8 protein-coding genes and 1 pseudogene are annotated in these 20,687 nt (G+C 71.6%); 1 reads left to right on the top strand and 8 read right to left on the bottom strand.

Features of this window, described 5'->3' with window-relative positions:
• Positions 1-12 precede the first annotated feature (12 nt).
• From ACYVD5_RS03035 to ACYVD5_RS03025, 3 genes are all read right to left on the bottom strand, one after another.
• Positions 13-402 carry a hypothetical protein gene (locus tag ACYVD5_RS03035; protein ID WP_460999323.1) on the bottom strand — a complete coding sequence of 130 codons (390 nt, stop codon included), beginning with the start codon at positions 400-402 and terminating at the stop codon, positions 13-15.
• A 188-nt stretch (positions 403-590) separates the two neighbouring features.
• Positions 591-1,010, bottom strand: a complete 420-nt coding sequence (locus ACYVD5_RS03030) for a cold-shock protein (RefSeq protein WP_460999322.1) — start codon at positions 1,008-1,010, stop codon at positions 591-593.
• A gap of 190 nt (positions 1,011-1,200) precedes the next feature.
• On the bottom strand, positions 1,201-2,421 hold the full coding sequence (locus ACYVD5_RS03025) for a macrolide family glycosyltransferase (protein ID WP_460999321.1): 1,221 nt from the start codon (positions 2,419-2,421) through the stop codon (positions 1,201-1,203).
• A 141-nt stretch (positions 2,422-2,562) separates the two neighbouring features.
• Here ACYVD5_RS03025 and ACYVD5_RS03020 point away from each other — a divergent pair, with 141 nt between their 5' ends.
• The gene (locus ACYVD5_RS03020; protein ID WP_460999320.1) at positions 2,563-3,780 is read left to right on the top strand and encodes a macrolide family glycosyltransferase; all 1,218 of its coding nucleotides are present in this window, start codon (positions 2,563-2,565) and stop codon (positions 3,778-3,780) included.
• Between the two features lie 62 nt (positions 3,781-3,842).
• Here ACYVD5_RS03020 and ACYVD5_RS03015 read toward each other — a convergent pair whose 3' ends face one another.
• From ACYVD5_RS03015 to ACYVD5_RS02995, 5 genes and pseudogenes are all read right to left on the bottom strand, one after another.
• On the bottom strand, positions 3,843-4,592 hold the full coding sequence (locus ACYVD5_RS03015) for a thioesterase II family protein (RefSeq protein WP_460999319.1): 750 nt from the start codon (positions 4,590-4,592) through the stop codon (positions 3,843-3,845).
• A 24-nt stretch (positions 4,593-4,616) separates the two neighbouring features.
• On the bottom strand, positions 4,617-6,044 hold the full coding sequence (locus tag ACYVD5_RS03010; RefSeq protein WP_460999318.1) for an acyl-CoA carboxylase subunit beta: 1,428 nt from the start codon (positions 6,042-6,044) through the stop codon (positions 4,617-4,619).
• 152 nt (positions 6,045-6,196) lie between these two features.
• Positions 6,197-11,509, bottom strand: a complete 5,313-nt coding sequence (locus ACYVD5_RS03005; RefSeq protein WP_460999317.1) for an SDR family NAD(P)-dependent oxidoreductase — start codon at positions 11,507-11,509, stop codon at positions 6,197-6,199.
• Positions 11,499-18,242, bottom strand: coding sequence for an SDR family NAD(P)-dependent oxidoreductase (locus ACYVD5_RS03000; RefSeq protein ID WP_460999418.1), 6,744 nt, complete (start codon positions 18,240-18,242; stop codon positions 11,499-11,501). The genes ACYVD5_RS03005 and ACYVD5_RS03000 overlap by 11 nt, the downstream gene beginning before the upstream one ends.
• Positions 18,219-20,429, bottom strand: a pseudogene (locus tag ACYVD5_RS02995) (polyketide synthase dehydratase domain-containing protein); the annotation flags it as partial. The pseudogene ACYVD5_RS02995 and the gene ACYVD5_RS03000, both read right to left, overlap by 24 nt.
• Positions 20,430-20,687: the final 258 nt, after the last annotated feature.

The following is a 20,687-nucleotide window of genomic DNA, read 5'->3' as shown; positions in this document are numbered from 1 at the left end:
TAGTGACTGAGATCACTGGACTACGGACAGTATCCATGCACAGCAGCCGGTTTCCGTTCGTTTCAGCGAAATTGGAGGAAACCGGCCGGTGCCGACCCGGACCGCGCAAATCGCGCGCATTCTGTGGTACGGCCGCAGGGCCGGGAACCCGAGCAGCGCCGGAACCGTGCGCAGTAAATCGTGGCAGCCGCGCTGCGCCACTGTCAGAAGAATACCTACCTTGGCCAGACCTGGCCAGTGTGCGCCATTCATCACCTCCTGCGGGTTCTGGGGAGTTACGGCACTGTTTCCGGACAGCAAATTCGCACCAAACCACCAAACGCACGAACCGCCCGTAAAATGAAACTCACTGGCAAGAGCCCTCGAAACGGCACCAACGGCGAATTCGGGGCTTAGTCCCATTTTCCCCTCCTGTCCCAACCGGCGATTCCACGGCGCAAACGGGAGCAGGGCGGGTCGGGGCGGGGGAAGCACCGGCGCGTGGCGCGGCGGTTGGTGCCGTACCGGCGCCCGCCGGTTCCGGGAAAAGATCGGGGCCGGGGAGTCGATCCCCGGCCCCGCCCTACATCCGGTTTATAAGACGCCTGGTGTCACACGGTCCAACCGCGTTCGCCGGCGAAGCGGCCGATGGCGGCACGCACGGCAAGAAGCTGCGACCCGGTCAGATCGGGTGCGGCCTCAAGCAGCAATTCGGTCACCCTCCCGCGCAGCTCGTCTTCCGACAGGACTTCCGCGGTGTCGTCGTCGACTTCTTCGGAAGCGGGCCGCGGCGAGCTCGGTGCCGAGGCGGCCGGCCGTGCCGCAGCGGTGTCGAGCTGCACATCGAACGCCTTCTTGCCGCGGTGGCCCCCGACCGAATCGAACTTGACCCGCTTTCCCGTGTGGAGCTGCGACTTGACTTCCTCGTCGAGCGCGGAAGCGTGGATGAAGATATCCTCTCCGCCGCTGTCCGGTTCGATGAACCCGTAGCCCCGCTCCTCGTCAAAACGTACGACTACCCCTGTCTCCATACAGCACCATCCAAATATTAACTAAACAGCCACATCAGCCATAGCGTATCCCGGGCAACTGCGCCCGGTCCCGATAATCCCAATTTCACTACCAACGCAGCCCGCGCGGACCTGCTTGTTCAAAAGCCTACCCCAGTGGCCTGCGAATGCGCCTTGCATCCCTCCCCACACCACCGCAGCACAATTCCAATCACGCGCCGGCGCACAGCTCGATCTCGTCGGCGGCCCGGGCGGCGCCGCCCGCGTCGCGCATCGCCTGCTGCATCCCGGCCAGGCGCGGGCCGATCCCCGGGTCGTCCAGCACGGCGCCAACCGCTTTGCGCAGCGCCGCAGCGCTCAGCTCCTCCCTTCCGATCATGCTACCCAGGCCGAGATCCTGGACATGGGAAGCGATGAGGTCCTGTTCGGTTAGCTGCGGCAGCAGCACCACCGGCGTACCGGTGTAGAGCGCTTCGCAGACGCTGCCCATTCCGGAGTGCGAGACGAGCACATCGGTCTCCTCCAGCAGCGACAGCTGCGGAACCCACGGGTGCACCTCGATGTTGTCGGGCAGCGGCTCCAGCTCGCCGGGGTCGACCAGGCGGCCGGATACGAGCACGACGTGCCAGCCGGTGTCGGCCAGCTCCCGCACGCATTCGGCGAAGAACCCGCGCTGGCGGGCGTATCCGAAGGTGCCGAACGAAATCGCGACCTGCGGTTTCGCGGGATCGCGCGGTTTGAGCCGCCGCCATGCCCCCTGGAAGCCGCGATCGCCCAGGCACGGGCCGACAAAAGCGTAATCCGGCCCGAAGTGCTCGGCGCCGGCCTGCATCCGGCGCGGCAGGAACACGACGCTGCGGCAGGTGGGGGCGGCACCCGCCTTGAACTCCTCCGGCGACATGTCCAACCCGTGCGCGGCGAGCGCCCCGGCCAGAGCCGCGCGCTCCGCCACGATAGCTGGATGCTCCGGATCGATCGGGGGATGCCGGTCGGAATACTGCAGGTAGGGGTTGAACTCGTCGTTGAACACCATTGTGGTGCACAGTTGGACGGCCGGCACCCCCCATTTGAGCGCGAGCAGTTTTCCCGTGTGGAACCCGGTAAAGTCGTGCAGGACGACATCGGGCCGGTCGCTCTCGAACCGCTCGTGCGCGCGCCCGAGCGGGGCGAGCCCTTCGTCGGTGAGGGAGCGGATGGAGCGGTTGAACTCATCGCCGGTCAGCTCGTTCGGCGCCTTGATGACGGCATCGAGCGAGCGCGGCAGCACACTTTCGTAACGCAGAACCTCGGCACCTGCCGCGGCAACGGCACCGATAAATTCCTCCGTCGTCACATAGGTCACGCGGTGGCCGCGCCGCACAAGTTCGGTGACGACACCGAGAGTCGGGTTCACGTGGCCGTGCAACGGAAAGGTGAACAACGCGATGTGCACCGGGCACCTCCGCCTATTCCGATCCGGTCGTACGGAACACGACCATCACACCACCGGCGGGGCGTTGATACTATAATGGTGTCACTAGTCTTGGCCTGATAGCCGAATTCGGCTGCCGAGGCACGGAGATACATTTCCGCCATGCCCTTGAAATCTGAATCCGGTCGGCGCGACGCACTCTTCCTGATTTACCCCGCCTACGGACACGTGCTCCCGAGCCTAGGGGTGATTTCGGAGCTGGTAAAACGCGGGTGGCGCGTACGCGCCGCCACCTCCGGCAAATTCGCATCCTTGGTCGAGCAGGCCGGCGCCACCCCGCTGCGGTTCGACCCGCCGGTGCCCGAACCGGTGTCCCTTGCCAACCTGTCGTCCAGCGGGTACGAAGAGGTGATCAGGCAGGTCTTCCTCGGCGTGATCAAGGCATCCCCGGGCATCGACGCGACCGTGGCCCAAGACCCGCCCGGTGTCCTGGCCTTCGACTCGGCGCTTTGGTCGACGGGGCGTGCGGTGGCGGCGCGCCACGGCCTGCCCGCCGTGCACCTCTGCCCGACCTTCATCCAGCAGGAACCGTTCACCCGGGCGAGTATGCGAGTCGGCGATCCGGACGAGGCGGCGGAACGCAAGCGCTTGGCGGAGTTCGGCGACACCCTCGTGCAGGTCTACGACCAGCACGGCATGGCCGGAACCTCGCCGCAGAGCTTTGCCGCCGACGCACGCGAACACACGGTCGTCTTCGTGCCGCGGGCGTTCCAACCAGAGGCCGAACGCTTCGGCGCGGGCTACACGTTCGCCGGGCCGTGCGCCTCCACCGGCGGCGGTGAACCCTCGGGCTGGCGACCGCCCGCAGGCGACCGCCCCGTCCTGCTGCTGTCGCTGGGTACCACGGCCAACGAGCGGCTCGGTGTGTTCACCGAATGCGTCGACTCGTTCGCCGACTCCCCGTGGCACGTCGTGATCACCCTTGGCGGCCGGTTCGATCCGGCCGAACTGGGCGGCCTGCCGCCCAACGTGGAGGCGCATGCGTGGGTGAACTACGCCGATGTGCTCGCCCACGCCAGCGCCTGTGTCTGCCATGCGGGCATGGGCAGCCTCATGGCCGCGCTCGAACGCGGGCTGCCCACCGTCGCACTGCCGGGCCAGCCCGAAACGGTCGACAACGCCCGGCGCTTCGCCGAACTGGGTTTGGGCCCCTGGCTTGCGTCCGAAACGGTAACCGGCGAAGCGGTGCGCAAAGCGGTCGATGCGGCCACCACCGACCCCGGCATCGCCGACCGCGTCGCCTGGATGCAGCGGCAGATCCGCGACTCCGGCGGGGCGTCGGCCGCGGCCGACGCCTTTGAGAGCGCCGGGGCGGCCTGAACCCGCGCGGTGCGGGCGGTGGCCGGCTCGCTCACCGGCGGCCACCCCCGCACCGCTCCGGCTCAACCCAACCGGTCGGTGATCAGATCGAGGATCTCGGCCTGGTGGTCGGCGAGGAAGAAATGGCCGCCGCTGAACAGGTGCACGTCGCACTCGGCTTCCGTGTGCTCCTTCCACTGGCGCGCTTCATCGGCCGTCGTCTTCGGGTCGGCGTCGCCGGCCAGTACCGTCACCGGGCAGCGAAGCGCGGGCCCTCCCTGGTAGCGGTAGGTTTCGGCGGCCCGGTAATCGGCGCGGATCGCAGGCAGGGCCATCCGCAGGATCTCCTCGTCGCCGAGGATTCGGGTATCGGTTCCGCTGAGCCGCTGGAGTTCCGCGATGATGCCGTCGTCGTCGCGCTGGTGCACGGTCTCGTCGCGGAAGGCCGACGGTGCCCGGCGGCCGGACGCGAAGAACCTGGTCACCGTGGCCGAGGACTCCGCCTCGATGCGGCGGGTGAGCTCGAACCCCAGGGTCGCGCCCATGCTGTGGCCGAAGATCGCGATGGGACGGTCGCACCAGGGCTGGACCGCGGCGAACAGTTCGTCGGCGAGCCCGTCGATGGTGTCGATGCACTGTTCCCGCAGGCGGTCCTGCCGGCCCGGGTACTGCGCGCAGACGACGTCGATCTCCGGGCTCAGCGCGCGCGCCATCGGCAGGTAGAAACTCGCCGAACCGCCCGCGTGGGGCAGGCACACCAGCCGCACCGCGCTCTGGGGTGCGGGCTGGAACCGTCGGAACCACACGTCACTCTGGTCAACCGGCGTTGTCATAGGTACCCATCTCCCTTGTCTGGTTTACAGCGGCACGTTGCCATGGTGCCCCCGGCCGCCCGGAGCGGTGGCAACCGCGTGCGCCAATCGCTCGCGGGTCCGTTCCGGTGCTATCACCTCGTCCACCACGCCCAGATCGAGGGCGCGTTGCACACCACCGGACTCCCGCTCATGTTCGGCGACCAGCCGGGCCCGCAGTTCGCCGCGTTCGGCCTCGGAAGCGGCGGCGAGCGTCTTGCGGTGGAGCACACCAACGGCCGCTTCGGCACTCATCACGGCCACTTCGGCATCGGGCCACGCGTAGACGGCGGTGGCGCCCAGCGACCGCGAGTTCATGGCAATGTAGGCGCCCCCGTAGGACTTGCGGGTAACGAGCGTTACGCGGGGCACCGACGCCTCGGCAAAGGCGTGGAGCAGTTTGGCGCCCCTGCGGACCACACCGTTCCACTCCTGGGTGACTCCGGGCAAATAGCCGGGGACGTCGACGAGGACTACAAGGGGGACGCCGAGGGCGTCGCACATCCGCACGAACCGGGCAGCCTTCTCGGCGCTGAGCGCGTCCAGGCAGCCGCCCTTGCGCAGCGGGTTGTTGGCGACGACCCCGACCGTGCGGCCGGCCAGCCGACCGAGGCCGATGACGACGTTGGGGGCCCAGCGCGGCTGCAGCTCCTGGAACGGCGCCGCACCGCCGCGGCCGGGGTCGAGCAGGCGGCGGATGATCGGCAGCACGTCGTAGGCGCGGCGCGGACTCTGCGGCAACAGGTCGGCGAAGTCGCACGGCGGCTCGGCCGAGCGCAGATCGATCAGCCCGGGGTCGGCGAACAGGTTCGCCAGCAGGCGCGCACGGTCGAAGGCCTCGTCGGCGGATGCCGCGGTGACGTGGGCTACCCCGGACTTGCCGCCGTGCGGCTCGGGACCGCCGAGGCTGACCACGTCGATGTCCTCGCCGGTGACCTGGCGCACCACATCCGGCCCGGTGACGAACAGCCGCGCGGAATCGGCCATGATGACGATGTCGGTCAGTGCGGGTCCGTACGCAGCCGCCCCGGCGGCGGGCCCCAGGACCACCGAGATCTGCGGAACCCGGCCGGAGGCGGCGGTCATGGCCGCGAACATCCGCCCGACACCGTCCATGGAGGCGACACCATCGGCGAGGCGCGCCCCGCCGGAGTGCCAGAGCCCGATGACCGGGCAGCGTTCCCGCACCGCGAGGTCGATCGCGTCGACAATGCGCTGGGAGCCGGCGGATCCCAGGGAACCACCCTTGAACGCGCCGTCGGTGCAGTACGCGATGGCGGGCCTGCCCGCGATCGAGCCGCGCGCCGAGCGCGCCCCGCTTTCGTCGGCCTCGTTGAGTGGTGCGGTGGTGCCGGGGTCGAACAACCGCCCCATCCGGATCAGCGGATCGCGGTGGTCCACGGCTGTAGTGGGCGAGGTCTCTGCGAGCGTCATAACGGAAATCCCCTTGCGCATCAGAGGCGGCGCGCCCAGGATTCCAGGACGGGCACTGGCGAAAATCCCAGATGTACCCCGGACCCGCAGACGGGCCCGCCGCAGGGCGCCGGCAGGCGCCGCGGCGGACCGCACCCGCCGTGCGGCGCCGCTCAGGGCAGCGACCGCATCCACTCCCCCATCGCCCGGGCGCTGTCGGCGGCGTGCTCCTCGACGATCGTGAAGTGGTTGCCGGGGACATCGACCGCGGTGTGCGGCAGGTTCCAATAGGCCTGCCAGTCGGCGGCACCTGGGGAAACCCTGCCGGGGGTGCCTGCGGGGGTGCTGAACGGTTCGGTGGCCCGCAGCAGCAGAGTCGGCGCGGCCACCGCGGGCGGCACCCACTCACCGAACATCTCCAGGTACCACGCTGCCGTGGTCAGCCGCGCGGTGGTCATCGGGTTCCAGGTGTCCTCGCGGGCGAACATCCCCGCATCCAGGTCCGCCTCGAAGAGCGTCACGATGTCGCCGGCGTGGAAGTACACGTCCAGCAGCGCCACCCCGGCGACCGTGTGCCCCCCGCTCTCCAACCGTTCGGCGACCGCGTGGGCCATTGTGCCGCCCGAGGACAGCCCGGCCAGTACGAACGGCCGGCCGGCCGCGTACTCCAGCACGGCCTCGGCCTGGGCGTCCAGAAAGACGCCGACATCGGCGGGCAGGCCGTGCTCGCTCTCGAAACCCGGCGGCTGGATCACGGCGGCTTCGCGGTCGCCGCGGAAGTACGAGGCCAAGCGGACGTACTCGTGCACCCCGCCGATGGCCACAAAGGTACTGAAAAGCAGTAGGACCGGTTCGGCGGGGCCGCGCGACAGCTTCACCGGATCGACCCGGTTCTTTGCGGCCTCGCCCGCCCGGAACTTCGGGCGGAGGTCGGCCGCGTCCAGCATCAGCTTGTAACCCGCGCCGGTGCGGTTCTGCTCCCACGCCGAACGGAAGAAGGCGTAGAGGGTGTCCGGCCCGCCGGGGCCTGCACCGCCGGAGGTGCCCGGCCCCGCCGCGGCCGGCTGCAGCCGCTCGGCGACGTGGGCTGCCACGGCCGCGGCGGTGGGAAACGCGAAAGCGAGGTTCGCCGGCAGCTCCAGCCCGGTCTCCTCGGCGATGGCGTTGCGCAGCCGGATCGACATCAGCGAGTCGAACCCGGCTTCAGCGAGGTTCTGTTCGGGGTCGAGCTTCCCGGCCGCGCTGAACCCCATCACCTGCTCGGCCTTGCGCAGTACGAGGTCTCGGGGGTCGGCGGCGGGTTCGGCGGCGGACCGCTGCGGAGCGGTGTGCAACTGCGCACGCGCTTCGGGAAGGTCCGCCAGTAGCGGCGCGGCGCGGCCGATGGTGAAGGTCGGCGCGAACAGCTCCCAGTCGATGTCGGCGACCACCAGCGCGGTGTCGCCGTTGTCGAGAGCGCCCTGCAGCGCGGAGAGCGCGGTGTCGGGGTCCATCATCCGCTGCCCCCGCCTGCGCATGAACTCGGCCGCGCCGTCATCGGCGGTGAGGGTTCCGGCGCCGCCCCACGCGCCCCAGGCCACCGACGTGGCCGGCAGCCCCCGGCTGCGGCGGTGTTCGGCGAGCGCGTCGAGTTGGGCGTTGGCGGCGGCGTAGGCGCCCTGCCCGGCCGCGCCCCACACGCCCGCTCCCGAGGACAGCAGCACGAACGCGTCCAGTTCGGTTGTTTCGAGGCGTTCGTGCAGGTGCATGGCGCCCTGCGCTTTCGCGGCGAGCAGTTCCTCCAGGTGCGCCGGGTCGATGTCCGCGACAGCGGCGGTGGTCAGCGCGCCGGCGGCGTGGAAGACCGAGTGCACCTCGGTTGTGGCCAGCAGGTCGGCGACGGCGGCGCGGTCGCCGACATCGCAGGCGACCATGCGGACGTCGCTGCCCTGAGCGCGCAGCTCGGCCTCCAGTTCGGCGGCGCCGGGCGTGGCGGGACCGCGGCGGCCGGCCAGAACGAGGCGCTGGGCCCCGCAGCGGGCGAGCCACCGCGCGATCAGCGACCCCACGCCCGACAGTCCGCCGGTGACCAGGACCGTGCCGCGGGGGCGCCACCGTCTCTGCGGTGCGGCGGGCACGGCCGCCCGCACGAGCCGGCGGGCCAGTACACCCGAGCCGCGGACGGCGATCTGGTCCTCGCCGCCGGCCGCGATCGCCGCGCACATCAGATCCAGCGCCTGCTCGGTGGCGGGCTCGGGCAGGTCGACCAGACCGCCCCACAGCTCGGGGTGCTCCAGCGCGGCGACCCGGCCGAAACCCCATACACGTGCCGGAACGCAGTCGCCGACCGGGTCGTCGCCGGAGGCGGACACGGCGCCGCGCGTCACGCACCACACCGGTGCCGCGGTGCCCGCCGCGGCCAGGTCGTTGACCAAGGCCACCGTTGCGGCGAGGCCGTGCTCGGGGTCGAGGGCCAGCAGCGATACCACGCCCGCCAGGTCGGCCGGGTCGGCCTGGCCGTCGTCTGATACGCCGATCCGGTCGGGGCCGGTGATATCGACGGTGGCGCCGCGCCGCGCCATGGCGTCGGCGGCGGCGCGTTCTTCGGGCCGCCCGGTTCCCACGAGCAGCCACCGGCCGCTGAGGGCGGCGTCGCCGGGGGCGGCCGCCCGGCTCCAGCGGATGCGGTAGCGCCACGCGTCGGCGGTGCCGGCCCCAGCGGCTCCGGCGGCCGGAGCGGCGGCCGGCGCCGGCGCGGGCCAGTACCGTTCGCGCTGGAACGCGTAGGTGGGCAGCGGCACGTAGGCTGCCGGGCCCGCGGGCAGGAAACTCGTCCAGTCCAGGGCGATGCCCCGCGTCCAGGCTTCGGCCAGGGCCCCGATCAGGCCTTCGGCGCCGCCGGCGCCGCGTCGCAGCGTCGCGGTCGCGGCGATCCTGGTTCCGGCGTCCTGCGCGATCTCCTCAACGGAGCCCAAAAGCGCTGGGTGCGGGCTCACTTCGACGACGCCGTCGACGCCGTTGCCCAGCGCGTTGCGCACCGCTTGGTGGAACAGCACGGGGTCGCGGGTGTTGCGCCACCAGTAAGGGGCGTCCATGTCCGAGGTCGCCAACAGGTCGCCGGTCACGGTGGAGTACAGCGGGACCGCGGAGGCGTGCGGAGCGACCGGTGCCAGTGTGTCGAGCAGTTCTTCGCGGACGTGGTCGACCTGCGGGGAGTGGCCGGCGACGCTGATACCGCGGATGATGCGGTTTCCGATGTCCTGCGCGGCCAGTTCGGCGGCGAGTTCGTGCAGGGCGTCCGACTCACCGGAGACGGTCGTGGTCTGCGGGCCGTTCTCCGAGGCGATGGCGAGCAGCTCGCCCCACGGGGCGATCGCCTGCGCCACCTCGCCGGCGGGCAGCGCGACCAGCAGCATCCCGCCGCAGCCGTCCACCTCGGCTTTGCGCCACAGCCGGCTGCGGCCGACCACGATCCGGGCGCCGTCGGCCAGGGTGAGCCCGCCGGCGACGCAGGCGGCGGCGATCTCGCCCTGCGAGTGCCCGACAACCGCTGCCGGGGTGACGCCGTGTTCCTGCCACACCGCCGCCAGCGCGACCATGGTGGTGAACAGCGCGGGCTGCACAACGTCGATTCGGTCCAGCGGGGCCGCATCGGGGGCGCCGCGCAGCACGTCGAGCACCGACCAGTCCACAAGCGGGTCGATGGCGGCGGCACACTCCTCGGCGCGTTTGGCGAAGACGGCGTTGGTCTCCAGAAGCCCGGCCGCCATACCGTGCCACTGCGTGCCCTGCCCGGGAAAGACGAACATGACCTTGCGGGCGGTGCGGGCGCGCGCCTGGACGGTGCCTTCGGGCGGGTTGCCGCCGGCGAAACCGGACAGCGCGGTGAGCAGTTCGCCGCGGTCCTTGGCCAGCAACGCGGCCCGGTGCTCCAGCGCGGGCCGCTGGGTCGCGAGCGCGCGGCAGACGTCGGTGAGCGCGAGCGCGGGGTTGGCGGTGAGGTGGTCGTGCAGCCGGGCGGCCTGGTCGCGCAGTGCCGCACCGGTCTTGGCGGAGAGCGGGCACGGCACGGTTGCCGGTGCCGCACGCGCGGGGACCGCACCGCCCGCGGCGGGGTCGGCGGGGTCGTCCTGGGGTGCCTGCTCCAGGATCACGTGGGCGTTGGTGCCGCTGATACCGAACGAGGAGACGGCCGCGCGGCGCGGTCCGGCCGCCGCGGGCCACGGCCGGGCCGATGTCAGCAGCTCGACCGAGCCCGCCGTCCAGTCGACGTTTCCGCTGGGCTGCGCCACGTGCAGCGTCTTGGGCAGGCTGGCGTGCCGGAGCGCCTGGACCATCTTGATCACACCGGCCGCACCCGCGGCGGCCTGCGTGTGGCCGATGTTGGACTTGATCGACCCGAGTTTGACCGGGCGGTCGCGGTCGCGCCCGTAGGTGGCCAGCAACGCCTGCGCCTCGATCGGGTCGCCGAGCGCGGTGCCGGTGCCGTGGGCCTCCACCACTTCAACGCTGTCGGCGCTCACCCGCGCGTTGGCCAAGGCCTGGCCGATCACCCGCTGCTGGGACCGGCCGTTGGGCGCCGTCAGCCCGTTGCTCGCGCCGTCGGAGTTCACCGCCGACCCGCGTACCAGGGCGAAAACGGGGTGGCCGTTGCGGCGGGCGTCGGAAAGGCGTTCCAACACCAGCATGCCGACGCCTTCGGAGAACCCGGTGCCGTCGGCGGCGTCGGAGAACGCCTTGCTCCGGCCGTCGGCGGCGAGTGCGCGCTGTTTGCTGAACGCCACGAACAGCCCGGGGGTGGCCAGCACGGTCACGCCGCCGGCCAGGGCCAGCGTGCAGTCGCCGCTGCGCAGGCTCTGGGCCGCCAGGTGCAGGGCGACCAGGGACGACGAACACGCGGTGTCCACCGACACCGCCGGCCCTTCCAAACCCAGGCAATAGGCGATCCGGCCGGACAGGACGCTACTGGCGTTTCCGGTGTGCAGGTGGCCCAGCGCCTGCTCATCGGCTGCCACAAGGTTCGCGTAGTCGTGGTAGACCTGCGCGGCGAACACCCCGGTGCGGCTGGCCCGCAGCGACTCGGGGTCGATACCGGCGTTTTCGAGGGCCTCCCACGACGTTTCCAGCGTCAGCCGCTGCTGCGGGTCCATCGCCGTCGCCTCGGCCGGGGAGATCCCGAAGAACGGGGCGTCGAAGTCGCCGGCGTCGTAGAGGAACCCGCCCTCGGCGGAGTAGGTGGTGCCGGGATGGTCGGGGTCGGGGTGGTACAGGCCCTCCAGGTCCCAGCCCCGGTCGGTGGGAAAGCCCGCGATGGCGTCGCGACCGGTGTCGACCAGGTTCCACAGCTCGTCGGGGCCGGTCGCGCCGCCGGGGTAGCGGCAGGCCATTCCCACGATCGCCACCGGATCGTTTTCCCTTGCCTCGTGCTCCCGTAGCCGCGCGTTGGCGTCATCGAGGTCGGCGACAACACGCTTGAGGTAGTACCGGAGCTGCTCGTCACTGGCCATCCAGGCCTCCGTATCGCTTGCCCAGCTTCTGCAACATCTCGTCGTCGGACTCCGCGGCGAGGGCGGAGTCGCCGGTACCGGGCTCCCGGCCGCCGTTGTCCCAGCGGGCGGCCAGCGCGGCCATGCGTGCCACGGCTTCGGCGCGCGACGGGTCGTCTTCGGGCAGCCCTTCGAGCGCCCGTTCCACCCGACCGAGTTCGTCCAGGACCGGGGCGGTGGGCGCCGCCTCTTCCGGGGCGGCCGCGGCCAGCAGGTGTTCGGCCAGTGCTTTGGGCGTGGGGTGGTCGAACACCAGGGTCGGCGGGAGCCGCAGGCCCGTAGCCGTACCCAGCCGGTTGCGCAGTTCGACCGCTGTCAGCGAGTCGAACCCCATCTCCTTGAACGGGCGCTGTTCGTCGATCCCGGTGGGGTCGGTGACCCCGAGGACCGCCGCTGCCTGGCGCCGCACCAGTGCCAGCGCCGCCGGGCCGCGCTGCTCCGGGGTGAGTGCCGCAAGGTCCTCCGCGGGCGCCGCGGCGGCGGTCGGGGCCGCCGCCTGCTGCGGAACGAGATCGTGGAAGAGCGCGGGCAGCATGCTGCCCTGCGCCCGCAGCGCGCCGAGGTCGAGCCGGGTGGCGACGATCAGCGCGGGGCCGGCGTCCATGGCCCGGTCGAACAGGTCGAGTCCTTCGCCGTCGCCCAGCGGCGCGGTGCCCGACCGGGCGATCCGGGAACGGTCCTCGCCGGTGAGGCCGCCGGTCAACCCGGTCGCGGTTGCCCACGGCCCCCATGCCAGGGACCTGCCGGGCAGCCCGCGGGCCGCCCGGTTCTGGGCGAGTGCGTCCAGAAAGGTGTTGGCGGCTGCGTAGTTGGCCTGGGCCGCACCCCCGAGCACGCCGGCGGCCGAGGAGAACATGACAAAGGCGCGCAGGTCCGCTCCCGCGGTGAGTTCGTGCAGGTTCATCGCTGCGTCGGCCTTCGCAGCGAAAACGGTGGCGAGCTGTTCGGGGGCGAGCGAGGCGACCACACCGTCGTCGAGCACCCCGGCCGCGTGGACGACCCCGGTCAGCGGGTGTTCGGGCGGGACGTGGGCGAGGGCGTGTTCGAGCTGGTCCCGGTCGGCGGCGTCGCACGCCACGATGGACACGCCGGCGCCGGCGGCCGACAGTTCCGCGCGGATCTCTGCGGCATCGGGCGCATGGGGGCCGCTGCGGCTGAGCAGCAGCAGGTGGGCGACCGAGTGCTGGGCGGCAAGGTGCCGCGCGAGCAGGCGGCCGAGCCCGCCGGTACCGCCGGTGATCACCACCGTGCCGCCGGGGTCCAGCGGCGGGGCGCAGTCGCCTTCGGCTTCCACCCGCGCCATGCGCGGGACCAGCAGGTGGCCGCCGCGCACGGCCACCTGCGGTTCGCCCAGGCGGGCGATCCGGTCGAGCGGTACGGCCGAGGCGTCGGTGTCGACAAGCACGAATTGGTCCGGGTTTTCGGTCTGTGCGGAACGCACCAGTCCCCACACGGCCGCCGCGGCGGGGTCGGGCTGCTCACCCGGAACGGCCGCCACGGCGCCGCGGGTCACCAGCGCCAGCCTGCCGCCCGCCTGCCCGGCGCCGCCCAGCCACTGCTGGACGTGGTCGAGCGCGCGGGCGGCGGCGCGCTGCGCGGCGGCCGCCGCGTCGCCGCCGTCCGGTTGGATGGTGACCGAACGGAGCTGCACCGGGGCGGCGGAGGGCGGCGGCTCGGCCGCGGTCCACTGCACGGTGAGCAGCGGGACACCGACGGCGCGGGCGCCGGCGGTCAGCTGTTCCGGTGTGATGGGGCGCGCGATGAGCCGCTCGACCGACGCCAGTACGGTGCCGTCGCTGTCGGCCACGGTCATGGCCACCGCGTCGGGCCCGGCCGGGGCGACCCGGGCCCGTGCGGCCGTTCGCCCCGCGGCGGGCAGCCGCACCCCGGTCCAGGAGAACGGCAGCGCGACCTCGTGGCCAATGCCGCTGGTGCCGTCGGTACCTCCGTTGCCGCTGCCTTCGCCGGTGCCGCTGCCGCCGGGTGTGCCCAGGATGTGCAGCCCGGCGTCCAGCAGTGCCGGGTGCATCCGGAACAGGTCGGCTCCGGGGGCCTCGTCGGCGGGCAGCTCGATCTCGGTGAACAGTTCGTCGCCGCGCCGCCAGGCGCGCCGGACACCGCGGAACGCGGGCCCGTAGTCGAGCCCGGCCGCGGCGGCACTCGTGTAGAGGCCGGACACGTCGATCGCGGTGGCGCCGGGCGGCGGCCACGGCTCGGCGAGGCCGGAATCGGGCGCAAGGTCCGGGCCGGCACTGACTGCGCCGGTGGCGTGCAGGCTCCACCCGTCCGGGTCGTCGGCGCCTTCGCGGATGGAGAAGATACGCAGGGTCCGGGCGCCGTCCGCGTCCGGTGCCTCCACCGCGACCTGCACCCGCAGGGCCTCGTCGGGCGGCAGGATGAGCGGAGTCGCGAGGGTGAGCTCGTCCAGGCGGTCGCATCCGCACTGGGCGGCGGCGGTCATCGCCAGTTCCACGAACGCCGTGCCGGGCAGCAGCACCATGCCCCCGACGGCGTGGTCGGCGAGCCAGGGGTGGGTGGCCAGCCCGAGCCGGCCGCTGAGCACGGCACCGCCGGATCCGGGCAGGTCCACGGTCGCGGCGAGGAACGGGTGGGCGGCGGAGCGCAACCCGGCCGACTCCGCGCCGCCCTGGGTTCCGGCCGCGGGCCGGGGCCAGTAGCGCCGCCGCTGGAACGGGTAGGTGGGCACGTCGAAGTGGCGCCGGGCGACCCCGTCGAAGACCGCGTCCCAGGACACCTCGGCGCCGTGGGCGTGGGCGCGCGCCAGCGCTCCGGTGAAGGCCTCCAGGCCGCCCTGGTCGCGGCGCAGCGTGTCCAGTGCGATGGCGGAGGTGTCGTCGGCCTCGGCGATCGTCTCCTCGATGCCGGAGGTCAGCACCGGGTGCGGGCTGACCTCCAGGAAAAGGTCGTGCTCCCGGTCGGTGAGCCGGCGCACGGTCTCGGCGAACCGGACGGGGTGGCGGAGGTTGTCGTACCAGTACTCCGGGGTCAGCTCCGCCGTGTCCACTTTGCCGCCGCGCACGGTGGAGTAGAACGCGATGTCGGCGGGCCGGGCGGTGATCCCGGCGAACGCGTCGGTGAGTTCGGTCCGCAACCCGTCGATATGCGGCGAGTGCGAAGCGTAGGCGACCGGGATCCGCTTCGCCCGGATCTCCGCGTGCTCGCACCTGTCGAGGAGTTCGTCCACGGCGTCGGCGTCGCCGGAGACCACGGTGGAACGCGGCCCGTTGAACGCGGCCACCGACAGCCGGCCGTCCCACGGCGCGATCGCGTCTGCGGCCTCCGCGGGGTTGAGCGCGAGCGAGACCATCCCGCCCTTGCCGCACAGCCCCAGCAGCGCGGTGCTGCGCAGGGCGACGATGCGCGCGGCGTCCTCCAGCGACAGCGCGCCGGCGACGTGTGCCGCCGCCGCCTCGCCCTGGGAGTGGCCGATGACGGCGGCCGGTTCAACCCCGTAGGAGCGCCACAGCCGCGCCAGCGACACCATCACCGCGAACAGCGCCGGCTGCAGCACATCCAGGCGGTCGAGGGCTTCCGGCCGGTCGAGGACATCATGCAGCGACCAGTCGCAATGGGGGGCGAGGGCGCCGGCGCAGTCCTCCATCGCGGTGCGGAACACCGCCGACTCGGCCATCAGCTCCTTGCCCATCCCGGTCCACTGCGTGCCCTGACCCGGGAAGACGAAGACGGCCTTGCCGAGCGGGCGTGCCGATCCGCGTATCAGCCGGGCGGTCTCACCGTTCCCGGCGAGCGCGTCCAGCCCGTCGAGCACGTCGCCGCGGTCTTGGCAGAGCAGCACGGCGCGGCGGTCGAACCGGCTGCGGGTGGTGGTGAGGTAGCGCGCGAGCGCGGCCGGTTGCCAGTCGCCGCGCCCGGCCAGGGTGGCGCGCAGCCTGGCCGCGTACTCGGTCAGCGCCGCGTTGTCGCGGGCGGAGAGGACGAGCGGGAGCGGGGCCGTAAGGGGCGGGGCGGGCTCGGCGGCCGGGCCCTCCGCGCCGCCGGCCGCCCCGGTTGCCTCATGTTCGGCGGGCGGCGCCTGCTCCAGCACGACGTGGGCGTTGGTGCCGCTGATACCGAACGCGGACACCCCGGCCCGCCGCGGGCGGTGGCGCTGCGGCCAGGCGCGGGCCTCGGTGAGCAGCTCGATGTCGCCCGCGTCCCAGTCGACGTGGGTCGAGGGCCGGTCGACGTGCAGGGTCGGCGGCAGCACACCGTGCCGCATCGCCTCAACCATCTTGATCAGCCCTGCCATGCCGGACGCGGCCTGCGCGTGGCCGAGGTTCGACTTCGCCGACCCCAGCAGCAGGGGGTGGCCGGTCGGCCGGTCGCGGCCGTAGGTGGCCAGCAGCGCCTGGGCCTCGATCGGGTCGCCGAGCCGGGTTCCGGTGCCGTGCGCCTCGACCGCGTCGACCTCGCCCGGGGCGACCCCGGCGTCGGCGAGCGCCTGCGAGATCACCTGCTGCTGCGACGGGCCGTTCGGGGCGGTCAACCCGTTCGATGCGCCGTCCTGGTTGACGGCCGATCCCCGCACCACCGCCAGCACGCGGTGGCCGGCGCGCCGCGCGTCCGAAAGGCGTTCGGCGACCAGGACACCGACGCCTTCGGACCAGTTCGTCCCATCGGCGGCGTCGGCGAAGGCCTTGCACCGGCCGTCGGCGGCCATGCCGCCCTGGAGCTCGAACTGGTCGAACATGCCGGCGCTGGTGATGACGGTTGCGCCGCCGACAAGGGCGAGGGAGCACTCGCCTGCGCGCAGCGCCTGGACGGCGAAGTGCAGGGCCACGAGCGAGGAGGAGCAGGCGGTGTCCACTGACACCGCCGGCCCCGCCAGTCCCAGCACGTACGACACGCGGCCGGACGCGACGCTCGTCGCGGTTCCGGTGATCATGAAGTTCCGCGAATCGGTGTCGAGCGCGCCCGCCACATCCTGGTAGGCGGAGTTGGTGAGGCCGAGGTAGACGCCGGTGCCGCTGTTGCGCAGCCCGCGCGGGTCGATGCCGGCGCGTTCCAGCGCCTCCCAGGACGATTCGAGCACGATGCGCTGCTGCGGGTCCATCGCCAGTGCCTCACGCGGCGAGATCCCGAAGAAGTCCGCGTCGAACCGGGTGGCGGAATGCACGAAGCCGCCGACGCCATTGGTGTTGCCGGTCAGACCGCGGTCGGTGGGGAACGGCCCGATGGCGTCGGCACCGGACTCGAACAGCTCCCACAGCGCTTCGGGGGAATCGGCGCCACCCGGGAAGCGGCAGGCCATGCCGACGATGGCGATCGGGTCCGTCGCCGGGTCGGCGGCTTGTTTCCGGACGGCCGGAAGCGCCGCGGGGGTAGTGGCGGCGGCCGGGCCGGCCGGGGCGGTGCCGGTGGCCGGAGTGTCGGAGTCCGCAGCCCCGAGTTCGGCGAGCAGGAAGCCGGTGAGCGCGTCCAGGTCCGGATAGTCGAACACCAGTGTCGCCGAAAGCTGCATCCCGGTGGTTGCGGACAACCGGTTCCGCAGCTCGACGGCAGTGAGCGAGTCGAAGCCGAGCTCGTTGAACGTGCTGCGGGTGTTGACGGCACCGGCGGAGCGGTACCCCAGTACCACCGCGACCTCGGCGCGGACGGCCTCGGTGACCACCTCCCGCCGCTCCGCCGCGGAGAGCCCGCTCAGACGCTGCGCCAGCTTCGGGCCGTCCCCGGACGACTCCGCCCGCTGCGCGGACCTGCGCCGCTTCGGCTTGATCAGCCCGGCCAGCATCGGGGGGATCCGGTCGTGGTCCTCCTCGCTCAGCGACGACCCGTCGAGCAGCATCGGCGCGAGCACCGACCGGTCGCTGCTCTGCAGAGCGGCATCGAGCAAGGCCATACCGCTGTCGGCGTCGATGAGCCGCATTCCGGCGCGGGCCATGCGGCGGATGTCAGCCTCCGAGAGGTGGTCGACGGCGCCGACTTCCCACGGTCCCCATGCGAGCGAGGTCGCGGGCAGGCCCAGGGTCCTGCGGTGCTCGGCGAGCGCATCCAGCGCGGCGTTGGCGGCGGCGTGGTTGCCCTGCCCGGCGCTGCCCAACAGGCCCGCTACGGAGGAGAAGAGGACGAAGTGGGACAGGTCCATATCCCGCGTCAACTCATGCAACCACCACGCCGCATCCACCTTCGGCGCGAACACCCGCCGCACATGCCCACCCGTCAACCCCTCGACCGTCGCATCCTCCACCACACCCGCCGCATGAAACACCGCACCCAACCCACCGACATCCCGAACCACACCCGCCAACTGGTCCCGATCCCCCACATCACACGCCACCGCCCGCACCCGCGCACCATGCCCGGCCAACTCCGCCGCCAACCCGCCATCCCCACCCGACCGGCTCGCCACCACCACATCACCCACACCATGAGCCACCACCAAATGCCGCACCACCACCGACCCCACCCCACCCGAACCACCCGTCACCAACACCGGCCGCCCACCACCACACACCGACAAGGAAGACGAAAGGACCAGGGGAGAAGACGGAGCGGTCAACGAGGCCGAGGAGGTCGGCGCGGCGGTTGCGGCTTCCTCCGGGGTTGCGGCTTCGGACCCGGTGCCGGTCCCGGCGGCCTGTTCCGCCGCCGTCGTACCGGCCGACACGACCGCATCCGACAACCCCCGCGGAACCCGCACCACCACCTTGCCCACATGCCGCGCCCCCGCCATAAACCGAAACGCCCCCTCCACCTCACCCACATCCCACACCGAGATAGGAAGCAACCCCACCTCCCCCGACTCCAACAACCCCAACACCGCCACCAACATCTCCCCCAACCGCTCCACACCCGCCTCCACCAAATCAAACGCCCGATACACCACACCCTCGCGAACCCCCTCCCCACGCACATCGCGCTTACCCAACTCCACAAACCGCCCACCCGGCCCCAACAACCCCAACGACGCATCCACAAACTCCCCCGCCAACGAATTCACCACCACATCCACCCCACCGAACACCTCGGCGAACTCCAACGACCGCGACGACGCCACCTCATCCCGACCCAACCCCAGGTCGTGCAACACACCCCACTTCGCCTCACCCGCCGTGCCCACCACCTCACACCCCCACGCCCGCGCCAACTGCACCGCCGCCATCCCCACACCACCCGCCGCCGCATGCACCAACACCCGCTCACCCGACACCACCCCCGCCACATCCACCAACGCGTAATACGCCGTCAAAAACGCCACCGGCACCGACGCCGCCTCCGCAAACGACCACCCCGCCGGCACCCGCGCCACCAACCGCGCATCCACCACCACGCTGGAGGCCAACCCCGCCGAAAACACCCCGCACACCCGATCACCCACCCGCACACTCTCGACTCCCGCACCGACCTCCGAGACCACCCCCGCACCCTCCAACCCCACCGGATCCAACCGGCCCGGATACATCCCCAACACACTCAACACATCCCGGAAATTCACCCCCACCGCCCGCACCGACACCCGCACCTCACCCGGACCCACCACACCCGCACCCACCGCCACCACACCCAAATCACCCAACGACCCCGACTCCCCATACACCACCCGCCACTCCCCACCCGCAACCACACTCGACGACCACGACGCAGGCGACGGCGCGGACGCCGACGCAGCCGGCTCGGCGGGCAGAGCAGCCGCTTCCCCGCCCGAAGCCGAACCGGCCTCGGAAACCACGACCGCCCTGTCCCCGGCCGGAGCGGACTCGGCCGACGCAGCCGGCTCAACAGCCGATTCCCCGGGCTCATCCATGCGTTCGGGCAACGCCCGGAACGGCACCGGCGAACCCACCAACACACCAACCGGACCCGGCTCCGGCGGACTCACCCGACCCAACCGCGGCACCAACCACTCACCACCCCGCACCGCAACCTGATCCACCCCCGCCTCCACAACACCCCGCACCGCACCCACGTCCACAAACCCCAGCTGACCGTCCAGGTCGACGATGGACACCCGACCCGGATGCTCCGACACCACCGACCGCACCAACCCCCACACCGCCGCACCCGCACCATCCACCGGCCCAGCACAAGCACGATCACCCGCAACAACACCGCCCCACGTCACCACCACCAACCGCGACCCCGACCCCGCCTCCACCAAAAACTCCTGCACCAACCCCAAAACCCGCACCACCGCAGCCTCACCACCACCCCCACACACAGCGACCACCACCACATCCCCCACATCGCCATCCCGGGCCCCGCCCTCACCCACGAATGCACCCGGGCCCCGCAACGCAAGCTCACCCGGACACACCACGCGCCACCCGGACGGAATCCCAGGCCCACCCGACGGCCCATCAGTGCCACCGATAACCACTACCCCAGCCACGCCGAGTTCGTAGGTCCCGTCCCTACCAACCGCGATCTCGCCGCCACCTGCGCTCGCGTCCACGCCTTCCAGCGGCTCCCACACCACCTCCAACAACAACCCCCCACCCCCACCAACCAACGCCCCACCCAACCAACCCCGCTCCACACCACGCATCACCACACCCCACGCCGACACCACCACCCGACCACCACCATCAACCACCACCACCGACACCCGACCCCCACCCCGATCCACCACACGCCCCCACACCCGCCCCGCACCCACAACCCCCAACCACACCCGCTCCCACACAAACGGCACCCGCGCCCCACCCCACGACACCAACACCAACCCCTGCAACACCCCATCCAACAACGCCGGATGCACCCCAAACCCCCCACCACCCCCACCCGGCAACACCACCTCCACAAACACCACACCCCCACACCGCCACGCCCCCACCAACCCCCGAAACACCGGCCCATACACAAACCCACCCGCAGCCAACCCCCCATAAAACCCCGACACATCCACCACCTCCGCACCCACCGGAAGCCACCCACCACCAAAACCCCAACCAGAACCCGAAACCGAATCCGAATTCAAATTAGAAACCGGAAACCCGGAAACCGAACCCGAATCGGAAACCGAACCCGACAACTCCGAACCCGAACCCCAATCCGAAACCCTCACCACCCCAGAACCCGCATCAACAAACCCCACCTCACCACCGAACTCCGAACCAAACACCGACCCATCACCCCACACACCACCCCCCGCCAACACACCACTCGCATGCAACACCCA

The sequence above is a fragment of the Streptomonospora sediminis genome, from assembly GCF_054778995.1.
This window is presented reverse-complemented; position numbering and strand designations above follow the sequence as displayed.

What these genes read in the sequence shown, in the direction of transcription:
- ACYVD5_RS03035 (WP_460999323.1), bottom strand. Translation starts at nt 402, where the DNA reads ATGGGACTAAGCCCCGAATTCGCCGTTGGTGCCGTTTCGAGGGCTCTT.
- ACYVD5_RS03030 (WP_460999322.1), bottom strand. Translation starts at nt 1,010, where the DNA reads ATGGAGACAGGGGTAGTCGTACGTTTTGACGAGGAGCGGGGCTACGGG.
- ACYVD5_RS03020 (WP_460999320.1), top strand. Translation starts at nt 2,563, where the DNA reads ATGCCCTTGAAATCTGAATCCGGTCGGCGCGACGCACTCTTCCTGATT.
- ACYVD5_RS03015 (WP_460999319.1), bottom strand. Translation starts at nt 4,592, where the DNA reads ATGACAACGCCGGTTGACCAGAGTGACGTGTGGTTCCGACGGTTCCAG.
- ACYVD5_RS03010 (WP_460999318.1), bottom strand. Translation starts at nt 6,044, where the DNA reads ATGACGCTCGCAGAGACCTCGCCCACTACAGCCGTGGACCACCGCGAT.
- ACYVD5_RS03005 (WP_460999317.1), bottom strand. Translation starts at nt 11,509, where the DNA reads ATGGCCAGTGACGAGCAGCTCCGGTACTACCTCAAGCGTGTTGTCGCC.
- ACYVD5_RS03000 (WP_460999418.1), bottom strand. Translation starts at nt 18,242, where the DNA reads ATGGCGGGGGCGCGGCATGTGGGCAAGGTGGTGGTGCGGGTTCCGCGG.